Source organism: Pseudomonas sp. (genome assembly GCF_049645325.1).
In the GTDB taxonomy this organism is placed as follows: Bacteria; Pseudomonadota; Gammaproteobacteria; order Pseudomonadales; family Pseudomonadaceae; genus Aquipseudomonas.
This window is the reverse complement of sequence record NZ_JBARTQ010000087.1, coordinates 1-3,245: the sequence shown is the minus strand read 5'-3', so window position 1 is coordinate 3,245 and position 3,245 is coordinate 1. Positions and strand designations below refer to the sequence as shown.

Below are 3,245 nucleotides of genomic sequence, written 5' to 3'. Positions count from 1 at the left end.
AGCTCAACAACTGCTCCCCCTCCACCGCAAACTGCCCCTCTAACTCCTTGCCATAACACCATTCAGCAGACAGGTCCGTCAGCAACCGCAACCGCACACGGCCCGCCGCGGACCACTCCACCACCTCGGCATGCTCAAAATAGAAGCGCTTCTGCACAATCGGATACAGCGCCTTGAACAAACTCTCCTTGACCGAAAACGTCAGCGTCACCAGCCGGGCGACCTGCTCGCGCGGCACTGACGCCATGCGCTGCAACTCATCGGCAGTCAGAATCTCCCCGGCCAAACGCTCCGCCCGCTCCAGCGTCAGCACATTCTCCAGGTCCATGCCCAGCCCGCGCCATTGCGCCTTGTGCCCGACAATCGCCGCAGCATGCCCGGTGCTGTGAGTGATGGAACCACTGATATGCCCAGGCCACACCGGCGCACGGTCTTCGCCGATGGCCGGCACGCAGTCAAGCTGGTCCAACTGCTGCAGCGCCGCACGGGCGCACAGGCGACCGGCCAGAAACTCGGCCTGGCGCTTGGCCACTGAGCGCTGGATGCTCGCCGGCGGCGGCACAGCGCTGCGCTGGAAATCACTGGCGTTCAATAAGGCCGGGTCGAAGCGGGTGCTGAGAAACACCGTGCCCGGCAATGGTTCGGGCAATGGCCAATGGGCGTCGAGTGGGGTGCAGCAAGCGGGTAGGGGCGTCATGCGCGGTATTTTGCCGAGTTGGCGCGCCAGTGGATAGCCCGTGATGGTTCAGGTGAGGTTCAGAGCCCGTTCAGGGGGAGTTCAGGGGCGCCTGCGTAGTCTGGGCCTACAGCCAAAACGCGTAGAGGTAAGCACCATGACTGCGATCAAAAAGCTGATGTTGGCGTTAACCATGCTCAGTGCCACTGCCGGGGCCCAAGCCTCAGATGGCGCGTTTGCAGCATTTGGCGGCGAAAAAACCAAGAAATCCAGCACCCTGATCCAACGTGTCAGCTTCGAAGACGCGGGCAACCACGCCGCGCCGTGGGGGCAGTCGCTGGGCCTTACCGCGCCGCAACCGGCGTACCGCACCGGCTACGAACACCTGACGGGCCAATACAATGGGATTAAACTGCGCCCGCAAGACTTGCAGGGCCGCTATGATATCCCCCAGTCGGACAGTTGATTGCCTTGGAGAGCCTTATGAAATTGCTGGTGGTTGAAGATGAGGCGCTGTTGCGCCATCACCTGCTGACCCGCCTGACAGACAGTGGGCATGTGGTCGAAGCCGTGGCCAATGCCGAAGAAGCCCTCTACCAGACCGGCCAATTCAACCATGACCTGGCCATCATCGACCTGGGCCTGCCCGGCATGGGCGGCCTGGACCTGATCCGCCAATTGCGCAGCCAGGCCAAGACATTCCCGATCCTGATCCTCACCGCGCGCGGCAACTGGCAGGATAAAGTCGAAGGTCTGGCCGCCGGTGCCGACGACTATGTGGTCAAGCCATTCCAGTTCGAAGAGCTGGAAGCGCGGATGAACGCCTTGCTGCGTCGCTCCAGCGGGTTTACCCAGTCGACCATCGTCGCCGGGCCCTTGCTGCTGGACCTCAATCGCAAGCAGGCGTCCCTGGATGAGCAGCCGCTTGCGCTGACCGCCTACGAATATCGGATTCTCGAATACCTGATGCGTCACCATCAGCAAGTGGTCGCCAAGGACCGCTTGATGGAACAGCTTTACCCTGATGACGACGAGCGTGATCCGAACGTCATCGAAGTGCTGGTCGGGCGCCTGCGCCGCAAGCTGGAAGGCCCGGCCGGGTTCAAGCCGATCGACACCGTGCGCGGCCTGGGTTACCTGTTCAATGAGCGCTGCCGTTGATTCGCTCGTTACGTGTGCGCTTGATGCTCGCGGCCACCACCTTGGCCGTGCTGTTTATGTTGGGCTTGTTGCCCGCCATGCAAGGCGCGTTCAGCCTGGCGCTGCAGGATTCCATCGAGCAGCGCCTGGCCTCGGACGTCACCACGCTGATTTCCGCCGCGCGGGTCGAAAACAATCGCCTGCTGATGCCGGCGCAGTTGCCGGACGAACGTTTCAACCTCACCGATAGTCGCTTGCTCGGCTATATCTATGACCGTGAAGGCCATCTGGTGTGGCGCTCGCGGGCGACCCAGGAAGAAAACATCAACTACAAACCGCGCTATGACGGGCGCGGCAATGAGTTCGCACGTATCCGCGAGGCCAATGGCCAGGAATTTTTCGTGTATGACGTCGAGGTCAAGCTGCTCGGCGGCAAGAGCGCGGCGTTCAGTATTGTTGCCCTGCAGCCGGTGCGCGAATACCAACTGACCCTCGAAGGCCTGCGCGAAAACCTGTACTTGGGCTTCGGTGCAGCTTTGCTCGTCCTGCTCACGCTGTTGTGGTTGGGCCTGACCTGGGGCCTGCAAGCCCTGCGACGCCTGAGCCAGGAACTCGACCAGATCGAAGGCGGCACCCGTGAAAGCCTTTCCGAGGAACATCCTCGTGAATTGCTGCGCCTCACCGGCTCCCTCAACCGCTTGTTGCACAGTGAGCGCGAGCAACGGGCGCGCTACCGCGATTCCCTTGACGACTTGGCCCACAGCCTGAAAACCCCCCTGGCGGTATTGCAGGGTGTCAGCGAAGACATGGCCCAGCGCCCGGAAGAGCGCGGCCAGGCTTGGGTGTTGCAATCGCAGATCGAGCGCATGAGCCAGCAGATCGGCTATCAGTTACAGCGCGCGAGCCTGCGCAAAAGCGGTCTGGTACGCCATCAGGTGCGCCTGGAGCCGGTGCTGCAAAGCCTGTGCGACACGCTCGACAAGGTGTACCGCGACAAGCGTGTCAGGGTCACGTTTGAGCTGCCGCCGGACTGCGATGTGCCGATCGAGAAGGGCGCCTTGTTGGAAATGCTCGGCAACCTGTTGGAAAACGCCTACCGCCTGTGCCTGCGCGAAGTGCGCATCAGCCTGGTCGAGAGCCTCGAAGGCACCGAGTTGTGCATTGAAGACGACGGCCCCGGCGTACCGCCCGACCAGCGCGCGCGGATTCTGCAAAGGGGCGAACGGCTGGACCGTCAGCACCCGGGGCAGGGCATCGGCCTGGCGGTGGTCAAGGACATCATCGAAAGTTATGGCGCGCGCCTGACCTTGGGTGATTCGCCCTTGGGTGGGGCGGCGTTCAAGATTCACTTTCCGGCGGCTTGATCTTTATTGCCCTTACTGGCCTCATCGCAGCATAAGTATCTACACAACTTTCAAGGCTGAAAAAT

At 61.9% G+C, this 3,245-nt stretch carries 4 protein-coding genes; 3 read left to right on the top strand and 1 reads right to left on the bottom strand.

What is annotated here, in order from left to right; translation table 11 throughout:
* Positions 1–697, bottom strand: a 697-nt coding sequence (locus WBB95_RS03675; RefSeq protein WP_424486343.1) for a 4'-phosphopantetheinyl transferase family protein, incomplete at its 3' end; no start/stop codon positions are given.
* Positions 698–833: 136 nt separating this feature from the next.
* On the opposite strand from WBB95_RS03675, the gene WBB95_RS03670 reads away from it, so the two are divergent.
* The 3 genes from WBB95_RS03670 to WBB95_RS03660 are packed head-to-tail and all read left to right on the top strand — an operon-like array spanning position 834 to position 3,180.
* A complete protein-coding gene (locus tag WBB95_RS03670) occupies positions 834–1,142 on the top strand; it encodes a hypothetical protein (RefSeq protein ID WP_424486342.1) in 309 nt (102 codons plus the stop codon).
* Positions 1,143–1,159: 17 nt separating this feature from the next.
* Positions 1,160–1,837, top strand: a complete 678-nt coding sequence (locus WBB95_RS03665; RefSeq protein ID WP_071483192.1) for a response regulator transcription factor — start codon at positions 1,160–1,162, stop codon at positions 1,835–1,837.
* A complete protein-coding gene (locus WBB95_RS03660) occupies positions 1,834–3,180 on the top strand; it encodes an ATP-binding protein (RefSeq protein ID WP_424486341.1) in 1,347 nt (448 codons plus the stop codon). Before WBB95_RS03665 ends, WBB95_RS03660 begins: the two co-directional genes overlap by 4 nt.
* The last annotated feature ends 65 nt before the right edge of the window (positions 3,181–3,245 follow it).

Bases quoted from the DNA above. Each gene is read 5' to 3' on its own strand.
- WBB95_RS03670 (WP_424486342.1), top strand. From the start codon at position 834: ATGACTGCGATCAAAAAGCTGATGTTGGCGTTAACCATGCTCAGTGCC.
- WBB95_RS03665 (WP_071483192.1), top strand. From the start codon at position 1,160: ATGAAATTGCTGGTGGTTGAAGATGAGGCGCTGTTGCGCCATCACCTG.